Source organism: uncultured Microbacterium sp., assembly GCF_963521695.1.
Lineage (GTDB): Bacteria > Actinomycetota > Actinomycetes > Actinomycetales > Microbacteriaceae > Microbacterium.
In genome coordinates, this window is record NZ_CAUQWC010000050.1 from 1 (window position 1) to 17,448 (window position 17,448).

At 70.9% G+C, this 17,448-nt stretch carries 13 protein-coding genes and 3 pseudogenes; 6 read left to right on the forward strand and 10 right to left on the reverse strand.

Annotated elements, in window-relative coordinates; genetic code table 11:
- Positions 1-76: 76 nt before the first annotated feature.
- The gene (locus RWP81_RS05755; protein ID WP_314453390.1) at positions 77-640 is read right to left on the reverse strand and encodes a DUF402 domain-containing protein; all 564 of its coding nucleotides are present in this window, start codon (positions 638-640) and stop codon (positions 77-79) included.
- Between the two features lie 435 nt (positions 641-1,075).
- Between RWP81_RS05755 and RWP81_RS05760 the strand changes: the two genes are divergently transcribed.
- Positions 1,076-2,290 (forward strand): chorismate-binding protein, encoded by a 1,215-nt coding sequence (locus tag RWP81_RS05760; protein WP_314453421.1) that lies wholly within the window; start codon positions 1,076-1,078, stop codon positions 2,288-2,290.
- A gap of 25 nt (positions 2,291-2,315) precedes the next feature.
- On the opposite strand, the gene RWP81_RS05765 is transcribed toward RWP81_RS05760, so the two are convergent.
- From RWP81_RS05765 to RWP81_RS05775, 3 genes are read right to left on the reverse strand one after another with little or no spacing between them, the layout of a single operon-like run.
- Positions 2,316-3,173 (reverse strand): polyphosphate kinase 2 family protein, encoded by an 858-nt coding sequence (locus RWP81_RS05765; protein ID WP_314453393.1) that lies wholly within the window; start codon positions 3,171-3,173, stop codon positions 2,316-2,318.
- A 53-nt stretch (positions 3,174-3,226) separates the two neighbouring features.
- The gene (gene menD, locus RWP81_RS05770; RefSeq protein ID WP_399540551.1) at positions 3,227-5,005 is read right to left on the reverse strand and encodes a 2-succinyl-5-enolpyruvyl-6-hydroxy-3-cyclohexene-1-carboxylic-acid synthase; all 1,779 of its coding nucleotides are present in this window, start codon (positions 5,003-5,005) and stop codon (positions 3,227-3,229) included.
- Positions 5,006-5,011: 6 nt separating this feature from the next.
- Complete coding sequence (locus tag RWP81_RS05775; RefSeq protein ID WP_314453395.1) at positions 5,012-5,437, reverse strand: PLD nuclease N-terminal domain-containing protein; 426 nt, start codon at positions 5,435-5,437, stop codon at positions 5,012-5,014.
- A 74-nt stretch (positions 5,438-5,511) separates the two neighbouring features.
- Between RWP81_RS05775 and RWP81_RS05780 the strand changes: the two genes are divergently transcribed.
- On the forward strand, positions 5,512-5,835 hold the full coding sequence (locus RWP81_RS05780; protein WP_314453398.1) for a DUF4229 domain-containing protein: 324 nt from the start codon (positions 5,512-5,514) through the stop codon (positions 5,833-5,835).
- Between the two features lie 335 nt (positions 5,836-6,170).
- Positions 6,171-7,667 (forward strand): hypothetical protein, encoded by a 1,497-nt coding sequence (locus RWP81_RS05785; protein WP_314453401.1) that lies wholly within the window; start codon positions 6,171-6,173, stop codon positions 7,665-7,667.
- Between the two features lie 13 nt (positions 7,668-7,680).
- Here the strand turns inward: RWP81_RS05785 and RWP81_RS05790 are convergent.
- The 5 genes and pseudogenes from RWP81_RS05790 to RWP81_RS05810 form a co-directional block, all read right to left on the reverse strand.
- Positions 7,681-8,526, reverse strand: a pseudogene (locus RWP81_RS05790) (IS481 family transposase); the annotation flags it as partial.
- An 8-nt stretch (positions 8,527-8,534) separates the two neighbouring features.
- The gene (locus RWP81_RS05795) at positions 8,535-9,506 is read right to left on the reverse strand and encodes a 1,4-dihydroxy-2-naphthoate polyprenyltransferase (protein WP_314453403.1); all 972 of its coding nucleotides are present in this window, start codon (positions 9,504-9,506) and stop codon (positions 8,535-8,537) included.
- Between the two features lie 11 nt (positions 9,507-9,517).
- The gene (locus RWP81_RS05800) at positions 9,518-10,669 is read right to left on the reverse strand and encodes an AMP-binding protein (RefSeq protein WP_314453407.1); all 1,152 of its coding nucleotides are present in this window, start codon (positions 10,667-10,669) and stop codon (positions 9,518-9,520) included.
- A 49-nt stretch (positions 10,670-10,718) separates the two neighbouring features.
- A complete protein-coding gene (locus RWP81_RS05805; RefSeq protein ID WP_314453411.1) occupies positions 10,719-11,621 on the reverse strand; it encodes a 1,4-dihydroxy-2-naphthoyl-CoA synthase in 903 nt (300 codons plus the stop codon).
- Between the two features lie 130 nt (positions 11,622-11,751).
- The gene (locus RWP81_RS05810) at positions 11,752-12,549 is read right to left on the reverse strand and encodes an LLM class F420-dependent oxidoreductase (protein ID WP_243223839.1); all 798 of its coding nucleotides are present in this window, start codon (positions 12,547-12,549) and stop codon (positions 11,752-11,754) included.
- A 47-nt stretch (positions 12,550-12,596) separates the two neighbouring features.
- Between RWP81_RS05810 and RWP81_RS05815 the strand changes: the two genes are divergently transcribed.
- Positions 12,597-13,598, forward strand: coding sequence for an o-succinylbenzoate synthase (locus tag RWP81_RS05815; protein WP_314453415.1), 1,002 nt, complete (start codon positions 12,597-12,599; stop codon positions 13,596-13,598).
- Here the strand turns inward: RWP81_RS05815 and RWP81_RS05820 are convergent.
- Positions 13,585-14,211 carry a helix-turn-helix domain-containing protein gene (locus RWP81_RS05820; protein ID WP_314453418.1) on the reverse strand — a complete coding sequence of 209 codons (627 nt, stop codon included), beginning with the start codon at positions 14,209-14,211 and terminating at the stop codon, positions 13,585-13,587. The two genes, RWP81_RS05815 and RWP81_RS05820, sit on opposite strands and share 14 nt — an antisense overlap.
- Positions 14,212-14,328: 117 nt before the next feature.
- Here RWP81_RS05820 and RWP81_RS05825 point away from each other — a divergent pair.
- Together RWP81_RS05825 and RWP81_RS05830 are read left to right on the forward strand one after the other, a co-directional pair.
- Positions 14,329-16,521, forward strand: a pseudogene (locus RWP81_RS05825) (MMPL family transporter); the annotation flags it as partial.
- Positions 16,522-16,588: 67 nt separating this feature from the next.
- A pseudogene (locus tag RWP81_RS05830) lies at positions 16,589-17,448 on the forward strand (glycosyltransferase family 2 protein); the annotation flags it as partial.

Sequence of the window (17,448 nt, forward strand, 5' to 3'; positions counted from 1 at the left end):
GGGGTCGCTGCTCACCCGTCGAGTCTAGGCCGGGGCGACGGGGCGGTCGCCGGGGGTTGCCAGGCGGCAGGACCCCTCAGACCGGCGACGCCGCCGATTCGTCCGGCGTCGCGAGGGCTGCGAGCCGCTCCAGCCAGGGCCCGGTAACGGCGTCGGAGAACGGCGCCTCGCGCGCGCGCACCCGGTGCTCGAGATCGGTGGCCACGGCATCCAAGTGGTCGACGATGTCGGGCGGGTAGTCGTAGCGCACGCGGTGTTCGTCCCACTCGTCGCGGTCGTCGATCCACGTGCCGCGCCCGTCGGTGCGGCGCACGACGTCGAGGTCCATGTCGATGCCGCGGGGAACGCCGTCGTCGTGCCAGCGCACGTCCCACGCCAGGTCGATGTAGACGGCGACGGGGTGGGGAGCCGCGTTGTGCGTGAAGGCCCAATCGCCGCTCGCCGGCACCAGGGTGACGTTGGGCTGGCGGCACACGAACGCAGCTCCCGGCCGGGCGCTCCGCCACCCCACCTGCTGGCCGAACCACTCGCCCCATTCGTCGGAACCGAGGTAGACGCTGTCCTGCACCCAGTGCGGCGAGCCGTCCCATTTGCGCCACTCGAACTGCAGGCGGGTGCCGGGGGCGGGTCGGGGATCCATGATCCGGAGTCTAAATCGGGTATCGACACCGGTCTCCACGACCCGCCCCGCCGGCGGCCCGCCCGCCTGCCGCACGCGTGCCGCCCTCCGCCCGGGACACAACGCAGGACTCCCGGGCCGGAACGCCTCGGTCACCGCGCCCTGGCGCCGGTGGTGTGCCGGATCTCCTGCGTTGTGTTCTGTGCTCCCCCGCCGCCCGGCTCACCGGGACTCGCGCCGGTACCTCGGGCCTCCGCCGCACCCCCGGAACACAACGCAGGACTCCCGCTGCCGACCGCCCGGAATCTCGCCGCGGCCCATCGCCCGAACGCCGGATCTCCTGCGTTGTGTTCGCAGCGGCCGAGGCGCCGAGCGCGGGTCTACGCTGAAATCGTGCTCGAACCCGCGGATGACGTCGTGCCGCGCCTGCGCGTGGTCACACGCGAACTGCCTCCGATGGATGACGTGCTGGCCTACACGACCTCGTACGACCCCCTGTTCTGGAGTCGTCGGGGTGAGTCGCTCGCGGCCTTCGGCGATCTGCTGACGCTGCGCTATACGGGCGAACGCCCGGGCGACGCCACGATCTCGGAGCGCTGGCGGGCGATCGCCGCGGCCGCCGAGGTCGACGACCCCCTGCAGTTGCCTGGAACCGGTCTCGTCGCCTTCGGGTCCTTCGTCTTCGACCCGCGATCCGAGCGCGAGAACGTGCTGCGCGTCCCGGGCATGATCGTGGGTCGCCACGGCGGACGGGCGTGGGTCACCCGCCTCGCGTTCGACGACACCCCCGACGAGCCGGAGCCCGAGCTGCCGCCCCGCTCCCCCTTCGGACCGCACTGGTCGGCGACTCTCGGCCCCGGGCTGCAGACGGCCGAGAAGTACCAGGATGCCGTCCGCCAGGCCATCGAGGCCATCGGCGCCCGCGAGGTGGCCAAGGTGGTGCTCGCCCGCGACATCGTCGGCACCGTCCCCGCCGGCTCCGACCTGCGTCGCCTGGTGCGCTCGCTTCTCGAGGGCTATCCCGACTGCTGGGTGTTCGCCGTCGACGGCCTCATCGGCGCGAGCCCTGAGACTCTGGTGACCGTCTCGGGCGGCACGGTCACCGCGCGGGTGCTCGCCGGCACCGTGGCGCGCGGCGGAGACGCCGACGCCGACGTCGCGGCATCCATCGGTCTCAGTCGCAGCACGAAAGACCAGGACGAGCATCGCTTCGCCGTGCAGAGCGTGCTGAAGGCCCTCGGCCCGCATACGTCGTCACTCGCCGCCGAAGACCAGCCCTTCACCCTCAAGCTCCCCAACGTCTGGCATCTCGCCACCGACGTCGAGGGCGTGCTCAGCGAGGACGCGTCGTCGCTCGACCTGTTGTCGGTGCTCCACCCGACGGCCGCCGTCGCCGGCACTCCGACGGCTGCGGCGATCGAGGTCATCCGCCGACTCGAGCCGTTCGACCGCGGGCGGTACGCCGGCGCCGTGGGCTGGACGAGCGCCTCGGGAGACGGCGAGTGGGCCATCGCCCTGCGGTGCGCGCAGGTCGACCGCGCGGCCCCGTCGTCGCCGACGGCGCCGATCACCGCCTACGCGGGGGCGGGAATCGTGTCCGAGAGCGTCCCCGAATCGGAACTGCTCGAGACGCGCGTCAAGTTTCGCCCCATCGTGGAGGCGCTCGCCTGACCACGCCGCCGATCGACGCAGGAGATCAGGATGCCGCGAGCCGGCGCTTCTCCTCCTCGACGTCGTAGTCGGCCGCCGGCCACCGCGGATCGATGTGGGTGAGCGCGCCGATGAGCAGCTGCTGCACCGCGAGACGCGCGTACCACTTACGGTCGGCGGGCACGACGTGCCAGGGCGCGACCGGTGTCGACGTGCGCTCGATGGCGACCTGATAGGCCTCCATGTAGTCGTCCCAGAGCTCGCGCTCGTCGACGTCGCCGGGGTTGTACTTCCAGTGCTTCTCGGGGCGGTCGAGGCGCTCGGCGAGACGCTCGCGCTGCTCGTCCTTCGAGATGTGCAGCATGACCTTGACCACGCGGATGCCCATCTCGGCCGCCTGCGCCTCGAAGGTGACGATGGCGCCGTACCGGCGTTCGATCTCGTCGGTCGGGGCGAGGGAGCGCACCCGTCCGATGAGCACGTCTTCGTAGTGAGACCGGTCGAAGACGCCGAGGCGCCCGGCATCCGGCAGGCGCTTCTCGATGCGCCAGAGGAAGTCGTGCGACAGCTCCTCGGCGGTGGGCTTCTTGAACGAGGCGAGCTCGACGCCCTGGGGATCCACGGCCCCGACGACGTGCCGAACGATCCCGCCCTTGCCGGCGGTGTCCATCGCCTGCAGCACCAACAAGACCGAACCCGTCGCCGTGCCCGCAACGCTCTGGGCGAAGAGGCGTTCCTGCAGATCCTCCAGCGGCTCGCGCCCCTCGTCGAGGTCGGCCTTACCGGCGGCCTTGTCGCCGTCGTACCCGGGGGTCGACCGCGGGTCGATGTCGGCCAGTCGGAAGCCCGGCTCGACCCGAAGGGCCTCGGCGGCGGGGGTGGACCATCTGCTGCTCGCGCTCATCCCGACATCGTGCCGTGGCATCCCGGGTGCGCACCACCCGTTGACGGGTGGGATCAGCGCGGCAGGGGGACCTCGATGAGCTGTCGCCCACCCGTCGGAGCCGTGAGCACCTGGTCGAGCGCGACCCGGGTGGTGCAGCGGTGGTACTCCCAGCCGAACGCGAGCGCGAGCTGCTCCAGCCGGGCGGTGTGCGGGGTGTACTGCACGCGCGCCATCGCGTCGGCACCGGCGATCCCCGCCACCTCGAGCCCGTCGAAGATCGTGCCGCCGCCGTCGTTGCCGACGACGACCTGCATCCGCGGCTCGGCCTCGCCGGGGGGAAGCAGCAGCGCGCCGATGTCGTGCAGGAACGCCAGGTCGCCCAGCAGCAGACGCGTGACGCCCGGGCACTCATCGACCTGACTCGACAGCGCCACCCCGGTCGCGGTGGCGATCGTGCCGTCGATGCCCGCCAGGCCGCGGTTGGCGTGCACGGCCACCTTCTTGCCGCCGAGCAGTTCGTCGGCGACGCGCACGAGCCGCGACGACCCGAAGACGAGACGGTCGTGGGGCCAGGTGGCACGCCAGAGCGCGTCGACGAGGGCGGCGCGGTCCAGCGGCGCACGCATCACCTCGACCTCGGCGCTGATCGCCCCGAGCCGCTCGTGCGGAACGGCGGATGCCAGGCCCTCGGCGTCGGGGGCGCGCGGCGACAGATCGACGGCCGCATCACGCGACGCGCGCATCCACTCCCCCAGCCACGTGCGATCCGCCTCTCCCGTCACCCGCACGGCGTCGACCGCGACGGTCGTACCGTTGAGGTTGACGGGCTCGCCGGGTCCGCGCACGGCGAGCACCTCGACATCGTCTCGCGCGAGCAGGAGGGCGACCTCGCGACTGAGCGTCGGACGCCCGAACAGCACGACCCGCTCGATGCGGCCGCCCAGCGCGGGTTCGCGCAGCAACGCGCGGTAGCCGTGCACGATCTGACGACCGAATCGCGCACCGCTGACGATCTCGGCGACGAGGGGAAACCCGCCCGCGTGGGCGAACTGCTCCGCCGCGGGCCCCGCATCCGCGCCCGCGACGACGATCGTGCGCGGGCCGGTCTCGATGCGGTACGCGGCCTCGGGATCGGGGGCGACGTCGGCGATGCCGATCCCCCCTCCGCCCTGGTAGAGCGCTCCGGACGCGTCTTCACCGGCATCGGGGACCGTCTCGACGGCACGGGATGCCGCCCGCTCGGCGAGCCACCTCGGCACGGCGCCCGCGAGGGGCTCGCGGAAGGGCACGTTGACGTGCACGGGCCCGGCCGCGCGCATGCCTTCGCCGAGCGACGCGGCGAGCGCCTCGCCCGCCACCGCATCGAGGGCGGCGGTCTGCTCGCCGGCGCCATCGACGTCGATCGCCTCGGGAACGGCCAGGTCTGCCTCGAACCGCACCGCCGAGCGGAACAGCCCGGGCTGGCGGGTCGTCTGATTGGCGCCGACGCCGCGGAGCTCGGGGGGACGATCGGCCGTGAGGAGCAGCAGGGGCACACCCGCGTGGTGGGCCTCCAGGGCGGCGGGCAGGAGATTTGCGACGGCGGTGCCCGAGGTGCACACGACGACCGCCGGTGTGCCCGTCTCACGCCCGATGCCGAGGGCGGTGAAGCCGGCGACGCGCTCGTCGATGCGCACGTGGAGGTGGATGAGACCCGCGCTCTCCAGTTCAGCGGCGACGAGAGCCAGTGCCTGCGACCGCGAACCGGGACTGACCACGACGTGGCGAACGCCCCGGGAGACGAATCCGGCGAGGAGCGCTGCGGCAGCGTCGGTCGCGGGCACGCCCGAGCGATCGTTCAGCGAAGCCACGACGGCTCAGCCGACGACGCCGCGCTGACCGCGGGTGTCGTCGTCGCCCTTTCCCGGGGGGTTGTCGGGATCGGTCGGCTTCTTCGGCGGCTGCGGGTCGTCGTCGGCCTCGGAGTCGAGCTGCGCAAGCTCCTCCTCGAGGCGGCGGATCCGCTCGTCCTGATCGGCACGGGCCGTCGCCGTCATACGCCCGAGGAATTCGGGGTCGTCGTCGGGGGCGCGCCGTGCGGCCGCCGTCTTGCTCGCTGCGCGGCCACGGCCGATCACGAACCAGAGGATGCCGCCGAGCACCGGCAGCAGGATGACGATCGCCATCCATGCGCCCTTGCTCACCCCGCGGTGACGAGAGGGAGCCTGCACGGCGCAGTCCACGATCGTGTAGACCCAGAAGACGGTCGCCACGAGCGCCAGGATGAGAAGCAACCGTGCCATGCGCTGAGTCTACGTGCGTCTGCTGGGCGACGGCCCGGAACCACGGGGCCCGCACTCCGCCGTAGACTGACAAGATGCGTGCTCGTCCGGCCCTCGTCTACACGGTGCTGCGACTTCTCGCGTTCCTGGTGCCGCTCGGCGTGCTGCTGCTGTTCCCCGTCTTCCAGGAACTGCCCTGGCTCGCGGCGATCTTCGCGGCCCTCATCGGCTTCAGCCTGTCGCTGCTGTTCCTGCGTCGTCCGCTCGACAACGTCACGGGCGGTCTGGCCGAGCGTCGCGCACAGCGCGCCGCCACCGGTCGCCGCACGGGCGCCGAGACCGACGCCGACGCGGAGGATTCCGCTCTTGATGCCCCGCGGCGCGGCAACGACCCCGAGGCCGGCTCCGCGCGGAGCTGAATCCGGCATGCGCCGTTCGTGACGTCTCATCCCGAGACGTCGTCCACTGGTCCCCGCCCGGCGCCGTCCCAGGTGACGTAGCGGGTGAATCGGCGGTCACCTGCTCGCGCTTCGACCGGCGCTGCCGCTCCCCGGTTCTTTCACGGCTACCTGCGGGAAGCGCGGGCGGCGGCGCTTCAGGACCCTCAACGGCCGAGCTCTCACCCGACGGCGGCGAATGTTCACGAGGAACGCAGCCACGCGTCTGCCGGTTAACTTGCTTCCAGACAGCTACGCCTCAGCTGTCCCACCCAGGTGGTATCCCCCATCGTCGTCCCTCAGATCGGACCCCTGCTATGAACACCCCACTCAGCTCCGGCGATGTTTCGACCTTCGAAGATGCCCGCGTCACCCGAAGCGTGGTCGGGCGGCGCACGGTGCTCGTCGGAGCGGCGTGGACTGTACCCGCTGTCTCCATCGCCGTCGCGACCCCCGCATTCGCCACATCGGCGGATCGCCTCGTTCTCTCGGCGCAGTCTCAGCAGGTTCCCGCGGCGGGCGCGACCACGATCACCGCTACGGTCCAGCGGGCCGGCAGCGAGTCGAGCGCCGGCCGAGTGGTGTCGTTCTCCGGCCCGGCAGGCTCGACGCTCACCCCTGTGTCGGCCACCACCAACGGATCGGGAGTGGCCGAGACCTCGTTCGACGCGGGGAATACCTGGGCGACGCCCGGGACGACCGTGACCGTGTCGGCCGTGTCGGACGCGACGAACGCCACACTCCCCCTCACCCTGCTCGGTTCGAACGCCGTGGCATTCGGTCCGAACTTCACTCCCACTCCGACTCAGACCCCGCTCGTCTTCCCCTCGCCCATCGTCACGATGTTGGCTGGTAACGACCCGTCGAATCAGACACCCACCGTGCGCTTTTACATCGCGCTCCTCGCAAACGGCACGGTGTGGACAACGGGCACGAATGCGTTCGGCGAGTTGGGCGACGGGACGACGACCGATCGCTCGAACTGGGCGATGGTGCCCGGACTCGCCCAGGTGACCCAGGTCGCGATCGGCTGGGGTTACGTCGTGGCGCTTCGCAGCGACGGCACGGTCCTCGCGTGGGGAAGGAATCACCGTGGTCAGGTGGGCGATGGAACCATGATCGATCGCTCGTCACCCACCGTCGTGGGCGGGCTCCCTTCGAACGTCACGTCCATTGGTGCGACCGGAGGCAGCGGCTACGCCATCCTCAGCAACGGCGATCTCTTGGGGTGGGGGGCCAATGGCGCTGGCCAGCTCGGTATCGGAACGACAGTGAGTTCTTCAACCCCCGTCCAGGTACAGGGACTCCCCTCAGCTGTCCGCAGCTTCTCGGGCGGGTGGTTGACGGCGTTCGCCACTCTGTCGGACGGCTCGCTGTGGGCGTGGGGAGACAACGGCTACGGTCAGGTCGGGGACGGGACGACCACCGCCAGGAGCCTGCCGGTCAACGTCATCGGTCTGACCTCGAACGTCGTTCAGGCAGCCGGCGGAAGCAGCAACGGGTTCGCGCTCCTCAGCGACGGTTCCGTCACACAGTGGGGCACATCATCCAACGGCAACGCGCCCGTCCCGGTCAACGGACTCACCTCCGGGGTGAGCAGCATCTTCGCGTCCGCCAACAACCTGTACGCCGTCCTCCAGGATGGGAGCGTCAAGGCGTGGGGGTCGAACTGGAGCGGCGAGAGAGGGGACGGCACGACCGCCTACGACCCGGCCGCCGGAAAGGTTCTGCTCCCCGCGGGAAGGACCGCAGTACTCTCGCAGCGGACGTCGTCCGCCGCCGGCTTTTCCACCTTCGTGCTGACGGCGACCTAAGTGTTCTTCCCATTACGTTGTGGACGCGGTCGATGGGTGCGCGACCTCCGATGCCGGTGTGGGGTCGATGGTGGTTCTAGTGATGAAGCCAGGCATCATAGCGGTCGGCTCGCTGCTGGTCTGAGCCGTAGTGACGGCCGTGGGCCCACTCGTCGGCGAGGGTGCGGTGAACCCGTTCGTTTGCGGTCGGTAGGGGGCGCGTGTATTTGTGTTTCACCGCCTCGCCGACCGCGTCGTTGAACACCTTCGACCGATAGCAGGACCCCTTGTCGGTTATCACCCGCTGGACGGTAATCCCGTGCCCCGCGAAGAACGCGTTCGCGCGTTCCCAGAACCCGCCGGCGGTGTCCTTGCGCTCGTCGGTGTGGATCTCCGAGTCGACCAGCCGGGCGTGGTCATCGATCGCGGAGTGAAGATACGAGTACCCGACCCCGGAGCGGTGCTTTCCGCCCGCGGAACGCCCGAGGCTACGCCATCCGCCGCCGTCGGGGATCCGGCCGAGCTTCTTCACGTCCACGTGCACCAGCTCGCCCGGCGCCTCGCGCTCGTAACGGACAGGCTTGGGTTTGCGGACCCGGATACCGGTGTTCTTATCGACCTGCCCCAGCAGCGGCACCTGGTACCGGCCGAGGACCTTCAAGACGGTGGATTGCGGCACGTGCAGGTGGTACGCGATCCGATGCGGACCCCACCTGCGATTCACCCGCAACCCGAGGATCCGCCGCTCGGTACGCTGCGAAGTCCGCGCCGGTGACGTGACCGGCCGCGAGGACCGATCCCGCATCGCCGCACGCCCGCCGACACGGTACCGGGCGACCCATTCGGAGACCGTGCCGCGAGCGACCTGAAAACGGTCCGAGGGCGGCGTCAGCCGGCGAATGCCCAGAACAGCAGGGCTCCGTACGCGACGGAGGTGAAGCTCGTCACCTGCAGCGCGGTGATGAGTTCACGCGGCGCGCGGTACGTCCACACGATGAGGATGGCTGCGAGCCCGCCGAGGAGCGCGATAAGCGTGAGCCACGCGATGGGATAGACCAGCGCCAAGAACACCGCGATGCCGAACGGCACGAGCACGAACACCGTGAAGAGCACCTGGGTGGCCCGTCGGCCGATCAGCACCGAGAGCGTGCGTTTGCCGGCGAGGCGGTCCTGATCGATGTCACGAAGGTTGTTCGCGAGCAGCACCGCGCACGCCAGCAAGCCCGCGGCGACCGCGCCGAACAACGCCTCCTGCGGAAGTGAGCGCACCTGCAGCCACGTCGTGCCGAGGGTGGCGACGAGACCGAAGAACACGAAGACGAACAGCTCGCCCATGGCGTTGTAGCCGTAGGGACGTTTGCCGCCGGTGTAGAACCACGCGGCGACGATGCACACAGCCCCCACGAGCAGGAGCCACCACTGCCCCGTGCGGATGACGAGCGCGAGGCCGATGAGCGCGGCCAGCGCGAAGAACGCCAACGCCACGATCAGCACAGTCCGCGGCTTCGCCTTCTTCCCCCCGGTCAGGCGTCCCGGGCCCACGCGCACGTCGTCGGTTCCGCGGATGCCGTCGGAGTAGTCGTTGGCGTAGTTCACGCCGATCTGCAGCGCGAAGGCGACGGCGAGGCACGCCAGGGCGATGACCCAGTGGAGCTGCTCGTCCACCAGCGTCGCCGCACCCGTGCCGATGAGCACCGGGGTGATCGCGAGAGGAAGCGTGCGGATGCGGGCCGCGGCGATCCAGTCGCGCGCGGTGGCCGGAGCGACGGCCTGCGGTGTACCGCCCACCGGCTTCTGCGGGTTGCCGCGAGGGCGACGCTTCTTGGCGGGGGTCGAACGCTTACGAGACGGAGCTGCCACGGAGGGTCATCCTATGCCCGCGGGTCCGCCCCGAGCGTCGCGCGCAGGGCCGCGCGGTCCGGCTTTCCCGACGAGAGGGTGGGGAGCTCCTCGACGGCCACGACACGCGCCGGTCGCGCGGGCGCTCCCACCGCATCGCCCACGACCCCCCGCACCCGCTCGAGCATCGTCTCTTCCTCGACGGCGGCGAGTCCCGGCACCACCACGGCTGACGCCTGCCCCCACTCGGCATCCGGGATCGGCACCACCACGGCCGACTCCAGACCCGGGATGCCGCGGACGGCGGCTTCGACGCGATCGAGTGACACGTTCACGCCGCCCGAGACGATGACGTTGTCGAGGCGACCGCTGACGTGCAGCACCCCGTCGACGACCTCGCCCCCGTCGCCCGTGCGGTACCAGCGCCTCCCGTCGGCGTCGAGGGGGAAGAGGGATGCCGTTCGCTCGGGGTCGCCGAGGTAGCCCTCGGCGAGCATCGGGCCCGACAGCCGCACCTCACCGTCGACGATGCGCACACCGACCCCGTCGAGGGGGACGCCGTCGTAGACGCAGCCGCCGCTGGTCTCACTCGAGCCGTACGTGCGCACGATGCGCGCGCCGAGCGCCTCAGCGCGCCGGCGGACCGCGGGCGCGAGCGCCTGCCCGCCGATGAGGATGGCCTCGAACGACCGCAGCGCTTGAGCGACGGTGGTGTCGTGCTCGGCGGCATCCAGGAGTCTCTGCAGCTGCGCCGGGACGAGGGAGGTGTAGCTCGGCACGCGCACGCCGTCGGCATGGGATGCCATGCCCAGGGCGGCCGCGGCGAACGGTTCGGGGCGGAAACGCCCGGACACCACCGCGGGTTCGCGATCGGCCAGCAGCGCCCGCACGATCACCTGCACGCCCGCGACGTAGGTAGCGGGGACCGCGAGCAGCCAAGCACCCTCACCGATGCGTGCGGCCGTCGCGTAGGCGCTGCTGATGAGGGCGTTTCGACTGAGGACAACCGATTTCGGAACGCCCGTCGACCCCGATGTCGTCACGACGGCGGCGGTCCCCGGGGGCACCTCGTTCGGGAGTCCGGCACCCCCCAGCGCCACGGCCGGACCGGCGCCGAGCACGGCGGCGCGCAGCGCCCGCAGCACGTCACGGGGATCACCGGATGCCGGGGGCTCGAGCCTCACGCGCGGTGCCCGTCCGACGCGGTGCGACTCACGCGCCGGACCCGTGTCGTCAGTAGTGCCACGGCACGTCGGACCAGTCGGGGTCGCGCTTCTCGAGGAAGGAGTCGCGGCCCTCGGCCGCCTCGCCGGTGCCGTAAGCGAGACGCGTGGCCTCGCCGGCGAAGATCTGCTGCCCCACCAGGCCGTCGTCGATCGCGTTGAAGGCGTACTTGAGCATGCGGATCGCGGTGGGCGACTTCGTCAGGATCGTGCGGGCCATCGCAAGAGCCTCGCGCTCGAGTTCGGCGTGCGGCACGACGCGGTTGACCGCCCCCATCTCGTACGCGCGGTCGGCGGAGTACTCCTCGGCGAGGAAGAAGATCTCGCGCGCGAACTTCTGCCCGATCTGCCGCGCGAAGTAGGCGGAGCCGTAGCCGGCGTCGAACGAGCCCACGTCGGCATCCGTCTGCTTGAAGCGACCGTGCTCCCGGCTGGCGATCGACAGATCGCACACGACGTTGAGGGAGTGTCCGCCGCCTGCGGCCCAGCCCGGGACGACGGCGATGACGACCTTCGGCATGAACCGGATGAGACGCTGCACCTCGAGGATGTGCAGGCGTCCCGCGCGACCCGGATCGTGCACCGCGGTCTCGTCGTGGGAGTACTTGTAGCCGTCGCGCCCGCGAATGCGCTGATCGCCGCCCGAGCAGAAGGCCCAGCCGCCGTCTTTTGCGCTTGGTCCGTTACCGGTCAGCAGGACGACGCCGATGCGGTGGTCCTGCCGGGCGATGTCGAGGGCGCGGTACAGTTCGTCGACCGTGTGCGGGCGGAAGGCGTTGCGCACCTCGGGCCGGTCGAATGCGATGCGGGCGACGCGCCCGTCGTGGGTGACGTGGGCGGTGATGTCGGTGTAGTCCGCGGCGCCGGGCGCCAGGGTCCATTCCGCGGGGTCGAAGAGCTCGGAGACGGTCACCCGGCAAGCCTACGCGCGGCGGTCCCGCGCGGAACGGGGCGCCGAACGAGCGGACGCGGCGTCACGCCCGCCGGAGTGACCCTCTCGTCATGTGTTCGTCGCGCGGCAGCGGGCTGACGCCCCGCCCGGTTCAGGCGTTCTTCGAGTCTCGCCAGGTCAGCCAGCGCTCGATGAGGGAGTAGTCCCAGTCGGGGCCGGAGAAGCCGAGGGTGAACAGGCGCGTGCCGGCGTCGAAGAGCGCGTCCGCCACGGTCTCGTCGCGGTCCTTGAGCTCGTTCGAGACGATCAGGCCCGACAGATCGCGCCCCTCGGTCTCGGCCCACTTCTCGATGACGCCGAACTTGTGGGGCAGCTCGTCGGGTGTGACGAAGCTGTGCCAGATGTCGGCATGACGGGCGACGATGCGCAGCGTCTTCTGCTCGCCCTTGCCGCCGATCATCACCGGGATGCCGCGGGTCGGCGCGGGATTGAGCTTGCCCCAGCGCTCGACGACGCGGTCGAGGTCGGTGGCGAGCGCGTTCAAACGTGAGCCCGCGGTGCCGAAGTCGTAGCCGTACTCGTCGTAATCGCGCTGGAACCAGCCCGACCCGGTGCCGAAGATGAAGCGGCCGGTGTCGCCGCCCTTCTTGCTGATGTGGTCGATCGTGCGCGCCATGTCGGCCTGCAGGTCGGCGCCGCGGTAGCTGTTGCAGTTGACCAGCGCACCGAACTCGACGCGTTCGGTCTGCTCGGCCCAGGCCGCCAGCATCGTCCACGACTCGAAGTGCTCGCCATCGGGGTCACCGTAGAGCGGGAAGAAGTGATCCCAGTTGAAGAGGACGTCGACACCCATCTCCTCCAGCCGGAGGACGGCGTCGCGGATGTCGGAATACTGCACGTGCTGCGGCTGGATCTGGACGCCGAGTCGGACCGGGGTGTCGAAGAGCATGCGGCCAGCCTATTCCGGGCCACCGACACCGGGGCCAGGATGGGGGCATGAGCACCACGCGCCTCCCCCCGCTCGCCGACGTCCTCGCCACCGCACGGGTGGTCGCGCTTCCCCTGGTCGCGCGGTTCCGCGGCATCCGGACCCGAGAAGCCGTGGTGTTCGAGGGACCGCAGGGGTGGACCGAGTTCTCGCCCTTCACCGAGTACGGCGACGCTGAGGCGGCGACCTGGCTCGCCGGGGCCCTCGACTTCGGGTGGGAGCCCGCACCGCCGACCCGGCGCGACGCGATCCCGGTCAATGCCACGGTCCCCGCCGTCGCGGCATCCGATGTGGCCTGCATCCTCGCTCGATACGACGGATGCCGCACGGTGAAGGTCAAAGTGGCCGAGGCGGGGCAGACACTCGCCGACGACGTCGCGCGCGTCCGGGCGGTGCGCGAGGTCATGGGACCGGAGGGGCGCGTGCGCATCGACGCCAACGCGGCGTGGAACGTCGACGAGGCCGAGCGGGCGGTGCACGCGCTCGCCGAGTTCGACTTGGAGTACGTGGAGCAGCCCTGTGCCGAGGTCGACGAGCTTGCCGAGCTGCGGGAGCGCATCGCGTACCTCGACATCCCGGTCGCCGCCGACGAAAGCGTGCGCAAAGCCGCCGATCCGCTCCTCGTCGCCCGCGCGGGCGCCGCGGACCTGCTCGTCATCAAGGCGCAGCCGCTCGGAGGGGTGCACGCGGCGATCGACATCGTCGCGCAGGCGGGGCTGCAGGCGGTCGTCTCCAGCGCGCTCGACACCTCGATCGGGCTGTCGATGGGCGCCGCCCTCGCAGCGGCCCTGCCGCAGCTCGACTTCGACTGCGGGCTCGGCACCGCCTCGTTGTTCACGGCCGACGTCGTGGCATCCCCGCTCATCGCCCGTGGGGGCGTGGTATCGCTCGAACGCCCGCAGCCCTCGTCCGCCGATCTCGATCGCGTGGCCGCCGAGGACGAGCGGCGCGACTGGTGGCTGGCGCGCCTTCGCCGCTGCTACGACCTGCTCGAGGTCACTCGAGGATGAGCCCGACCACCTGCGCCAGCCGTTCGGCCAGCCCCGAGCGCGACAGCGCCGGCGCCTGACGGGTGAGCAAGGCCGTCTCAGAGGTGGAGACCCACACCGACAGCAGCAGCTCGGTCGCGACGTCGGCGGGCACGCGCAGCGCCAGGCCGCGCACCTCGGCGATGTCGCGCACGAGCTGTGTGACGCTCTCGCCGAGCCCCTGGTTCAGGGCGAGGTAGGCCTGAGCGAACTCGGGATTGCGCAGCGCCTGCAGCCGCGTCTCGGCCCCGAGGAGCACGTCGAGGCGGTCCTCGCCCGTGGCCTCGAGGACTTCGTGCACCAGCTGCCGGACGTCGCCGGCGGTCTCGAGGCCGCGATCCTCGATCGACGTGACCCGGTCGCGGACGGCGGCGATGGTGGTCTCGGCCGACCGCGCGCACAGCGCCAGGAACAGCTCCTCCTTCGAGGCGAAGTTCGAGTAGAACGCACCACGGGTGAACCCGGCGCGTTCGCAGACGGCCTCGACGGATGCCGCGTCGATGCCGACCTCGGCGAACATCTCGGCCGCGGCGTCCATCAGACGGCTGCGGGTGTTCTCGCGGCGCCGCGTCGTCGCGGGAGCGGAATCGGTCATCCACGACCTCCTGTCCTCGGGTGACATCCAGGTTCGACGTCGCCATCCGGGTCTACGATACATTGATGTATCCGATACGGTGCTGTATCGACTCGTTCACCGATCGTGGGAGCCACCGTGTCGACATTCCTGTACACCCTGGGTCGCTGGTCGTTCCGCCACCCGTGGCGCGTGCTGACCGCGTGGTTGCTGGTGCTCGTGCTCGCCGGCGGCGGGGTCGCGCTCTTCGCCAAGGGCACCGACAACACCTTCACGATCCCCGGCACCGAGTCGCAGGCGGGCCTCGAGATGCTCGAGCGCACCTTCCCCCAGGTGAGCGGGGCGAGCGCCGAGATCATCGTCGTCGCCGCCGACGGCGCGAGTGTGCGTGACCAGGCATACCAAGACGCCATCGCGACGACGACCGCCGACGTCGGCGGGCTCGACTTCGTCGAGGCCGTCACCGACCCCTACGACTCGCGCATCTCCGGCGGCGTCGCCGACGATGACCGCGCGGCGATCGTCCGCATCCAATTCTCCGGCGAGGCCACGGCTGTTCCACAGGCGACCGAAGACGGTCTCCGAGAGGCGGCGACCGCCCTCGGCTCCGCCCTCCCCGCGGGCTCGCAGGCGGTGCTCGGCGGGCAGCTGTTCGCCACCGAGATCCCCGGTGCGTCCCTCACCGAGGCCCTCGGGGTGCTCATCGCCGCACTGGTGCTGATGATGACGTTCCGCTCGTTCCTCGTGGCGGGCATGCCGCTGGCCACGGCGATCCTGGGCGTCGCCCTCTCGATCGGCCTCATCTTCATCGCGACCGGCTTCGCCACCGTGTCGGCGACCACGCCGCTGCTGGCGGTCATGCTGGGGCTGGCGGTGGGCATCGACTACGCCCTGTTCATCGTGTCGCGACATCAAGACCAGACCCGGGCGGGAATGGACCCCGAGGAGTCCACTGCGCGCGCCGTCGGCACCGCCGGATCGGCCGTCGTCTTCGCCGGCATCACCGTGCTCATCGCCCTCATCGGGCTGAGCTTCGCCGGCATCCCGTTCCTGACGACGATGGGCATCGCCGCATCGGTCGCGGTCGCGATCGCGGTGTGCGTCGGGCTCACCCTGACCCCAGCGCTGCTGGGCTTCGCCGGTCATCGCGTGGTCGGGTGGGGATACAAGCGACCGAAGAATCGCGCCCGGGGCGCCGCCACCGACGAAGACCCCGCTGAGGCCGCCCGGGCTGCCGCCGAAAGTGAAGCAAAGGCGGCGACCGCGGCCATCCGTGCTCAGCGCAACTCACCCGCGAAGCGCTGGGTGGGGCTGGTGACACGGCGTCCCGTGGTCACCACCGTCGCCATCGTCGCGCTGCTCGGCACGGCGGCGATCCCCGCCGCCTCCCTCGCCCTCACCCTCCCGAATGCCGGACAGCTGCCCGAAGGCGACGAGGCTCGCGTGGCGTACGAGCTGACCGACGAATACTTCGGGCCGGGCGCCAACGGCCCGCTCATCATGACCGGCACCATCGTCACGAGCAACGACCCGCTCACCCTGATGACCGACATCGGCGATGAGATCGCGAAGATCCCCGGCGTGGCCGAGGTCGCGCTGGCGACTCCGAACGAGACCGCCGACACCGGCATCGTGCAGATCGTGCCCGAGACCGCGCCCGACGACCCGCGCACCGCCGACCTCGTCCGCGAGCTGCGCGCCCAAGAAGACCGCCTGTTCGACGAGTTCGGCGTGCGCCTCCTGGTCACCGGATACACCGCGGTCACGATCGACATCTCCGACCAGCTCGGGGCGGCACTGCTGCCATTCGGCCTCTTCGTGGTCGGCCTGTCGCTCATCCTGCTGATGATCGTGTTCCGCTCGATCTGGGTGCCGCTCACCGCCGCGGGTGGCTACCTGCTGTCGGTCGCCGCCGCCTTCGGCGTGGTCGCCGCGGTGTTCGAGTGGGGGTGGTTCGCCGACGCACTGCACGTGGCGAAGGTCGGTCCCATCATCAGCTTCATGCCGATCGTGGTGATGGGCGTGCTCTTCGGCCTCGCCATGGACTACCAGGTGTTCCTCGTCTCGCGCATGCGAGAGGACTACGTGCACGCGCATCGCGACGGACGCACACCACGTGAGGTCGCGCTCGGCGCCGTCCGCAGCGGGTTCGCGGCATCCGCCCGCGTGGTGGTCGCGGCCGCCGTCATCATGTTCGCCGTCTTCGTGGCGTTCGTCCCCGAGGGCGACTCCAGCCTCAAGCCCATCGCGCTGGGCCTCGCCGTCGGCGTCGCCGTCGACGCCATCCTCGTGCGCATGACGCTCGTGCCCGCCCGCCGCGCCCGGCGCGGCGCTGGCCGTGGCCGGCCGCGGCCGACGGGTCAGGGCCGCCAGACGTCGGCTCGCCCAGCACACCAAGGTGCCCGCATCCGCACTGGGGCGCCTGTACGCCACGGCGGCCGAGATCCGTGGGGTACGCCGTGATCGCAGCCGCCAGGAGCGCGAGCGTCGCGCCCGTGCGGCGGCCCCCAGTGAGCTTGAGCTGCGCGAGCTCGCCGCATTGGCCCGCAGCCGGCGCCGCACCCTGAGCGCGGTCATGATGCTGGTGCTGGCACTGAGCACCTACGGCCTGTCCCGGCTGCTGCTGACCCGCTCCATCACCGGTGGGGCCCTGCCCCTGTTCAGCGGCGGCTGGCGTCAGATGTGGGACAGCGCCTGGAGCACCTGGATCGCCACCGCGGACGGTTATCCGGGCGGCGTCACCCCGTTGCTGGGCATCCTGGCGCTACCGGCGGCTCTGGGAAGACTGGTGGGTCTGGAGACCAGCGCGCTCATCAGCGCTCTGGTGCTCCTGGCCGTGCCTCTGGCGGCGCTGGGGGCATGGTTCGCCGCCGGCACGATGACCCGGAAGGTGGTGCTGAGGGCCTGGGCGGCACTCGTGTGGGCCCTGTCTCCCAGCCTCCTGCTCGCCCTGGGCCAAGGGCGCCTCGGTGCCCTCCTGGTCCACCTTGTCCTGCCCTGGGCGCTGCTGGCGCTGGCCCGCGCAGTGGGCGCCGACCGGCGTGACCTCGTCCTGTCCGGACTGGTGGGTGCCCACCTGCTCACCGACGAGGAGCGCGCCGAGCTCGACCGATTCTCCACCGAGAAGGTCACCGACCTCGCCCACCTGGATGAGGAGGCACAGGCCGAGTCGAAGGCCGAGGACATCGAGGACACCGAGGACACCGACGACGCCGCGGCCACCGAGGATGCTGCGGATGCAGTGCATGCAGTGGATGT

Coding starts and splice junctions, on each gene's coding strand:
- RWP81_RS05820 (WP_314453418.1), bottom strand. CDS start 14,211: ATGACCGATTCCGCTCCCGCGACGACGCGGCGCCGCGAGAACACCCGC.
- RWP81_RS05765 (WP_314453393.1), bottom strand. CDS start 3,173: ATGAGCGCGAGCAGCAGATGGTCCACCCCCGCCGCCGAGGCCCTTCGG.
- RWP81_RS05810 (WP_243223839.1), bottom strand. CDS start 12,549: ATGCTCTTCGACACCCCGGTCCGACTCGGCGTCCAGATCCAGCCGCAG.
- RWP81_RS05785 (WP_314453401.1), top strand. CDS start 6,171: ATGAACACCCCACTCAGCTCCGGCGATGTTTCGACCTTCGAAGATGCC.
- RWP81_RS05755 (WP_314453390.1), bottom strand. CDS start 640: ATGGATCCCCGACCCGCCCCCGGCACCCGCCTGCAGTTCGAGTGGCGC.
- RWP81_RS05815 (WP_314453415.1), top strand. CDS start 12,597: ATGAGCACCACGCGCCTCCCCCCGCTCGCCGACGTCCTCGCCACCGCA.
- RWP81_RS05760 (WP_314453421.1), top strand. CDS start 1,076: ATGGATGACGTGCTGGCCTACACGACCTCGTACGACCCCCTGTTCTGG.
- RWP81_RS05780 (WP_314453398.1), top strand. CDS start 5,512: ATGCGTGCTCGTCCGGCCCTCGTCTACACGGTGCTGCGACTTCTCGCG.
- RWP81_RS05775 (WP_314453395.1), bottom strand. CDS start 5,437: ATGGCACGGTTGCTTCTCATCCTGGCGCTCGTGGCGACCGTCTTCTGG.